The sequence below is a fragment of the Curvibacter soli genome (genome assembly GCF_029211125.1).
In the GTDB taxonomy this organism is placed as follows: Bacteria; Pseudomonadota; Gammaproteobacteria; order Burkholderiales; family Burkholderiaceae_C; genus Curvibacter_A; species Curvibacter_A soli.
This window is the reverse complement of the sequence record NZ_JARGEN010000096.1, coordinates 1-1,358: the sequence shown is the minus strand read 5'-3', so window position 1 is coordinate 1,358 and position 1,358 is coordinate 1. Positions and strand designations below refer to the sequence as shown.

Here is a 1,358-nt window from a genome sequence, read left to right as displayed (position 1 = left end):
CGCAGGGCCTTCAGGCCTGCGCAGGGGCAATGAAGCCGAACTTGATCAGTGCCCTGATCCAGCGCGGCGCATTGCGCCTGACGCTCATCTCCTCATAGTCGGTGGTGCTGTCCCGGTAATGTTCGCCCCGCTTGAGCATGAAGAAGATGGTGCGCAGTATCTTGTGCCCCGTGGCAACGATGGCACGCTTGTGGCCTCGGCGTATGACCCAGGCCTGGAACCTGGCCTTGAACATGCAACTGGTGCGGCTGGCGGCGTGGGCAAACTCGCACAGCAGGCGGCGCACATAAGGATTGCCTTTGCGCATGTGGCCGCTTTTTCGCTTGCCCGCCGATTCGTGGTTGCCAGGACACATGCCCACCCATGAGGCCAGCCGCTCAGCGCTGCCAAAGACATCCATGTCACTGCCGATCTCCACCACCAGCATGGCTGCCCCGATCAGGTCTACACCCGGAATGGTTTGCAGCAGCGCCAACGTGTTGCGCTGCTCATGCAGCCCAGCGAGCAACTGGTTGTCAAAGCGCGCAATGCGTGCCTCGAGCTCTTCGATATGCGCCATCAGTTCGCTCAGCACAAAGCGATGGCTCGGCGTCACATCGCCTTGTAGCGCCTCAAACAAGACCTCGCGAGGAGCCCTCAGCCGCGTGCTGGCCAGCTCCAGCACTTCTGGCACCGACTTGCCCGCAATGATGGCCTTGACCATGGCGCGCGCGCTTTGGCCGTGCAGGTCGCTGACCACCACGCCCAGGCGCACGCCTGCATCGGTCAGCACCTTGTGCAGCCGGTTTTTCTCGCTGGCCAGTTGCCCCACCAGCTTTTGCCGCTGGCGCGAGACCAGACGTAGCTGGCGCAGATGGGCCGGTGCGACGAAAGAGCCACGCAGCAGTCCTGCCCTGGCCAGCATCGCCAGCCAGTGAGCATCGGCCATGTCGGTCTTGCGCCCGGGCACGTTCTTGACGTGCCGGGCATTGACCACTTTGGCCCGGATGCCTGCCGCCTCCAGGGCTGCATACGGACTTTTCCAGTAAATGCCCGTGCTCTCCATGACCACCTCATCAGGGTGCAGGGATGCCACCCACTGGGCCAACTCGCGCCGGTCTCGTTTGAAGGCACCAAACTGTCGACGCTCTACTTGTACGCTGCCATCGGGTTGAGACAACAGGGCGCAAGCGGTGATCTGCGCCTGATGGATGTCCAGCCCTACAACACGTTGGTGCAGTGCTACCAGTTCCATACCATCTCCTTTGTTGCAACAGTCGACAAAGGCAGGGCAGTGGGCGGCGCGGCTGAAGATGCCTGAAGGCGATAACTCGCCAACGGCCTTTTTAGCGTTCGCTCTCTATGGAGGCAATCCGGGG

The 1,358-nt window shown here is 62.1% G+C and carries 1 protein-coding gene; it reads right to left on the bottom strand.

The window, feature by feature from the left end; translation table 11 throughout:
* Positions 1 to 10: 10 nt before the first annotated feature.
* Positions 11 to 1,234 (bottom strand): IS110 family RNA-guided transposase, encoded by a 1,224-nt coding sequence (locus PY257_RS16235; protein WP_275743701.1) that lies wholly within the window; start codon positions 1,232 to 1,234, stop codon positions 11 to 13.
* Positions 1,235 to 1,358: the final 124 nt, after the last annotated feature.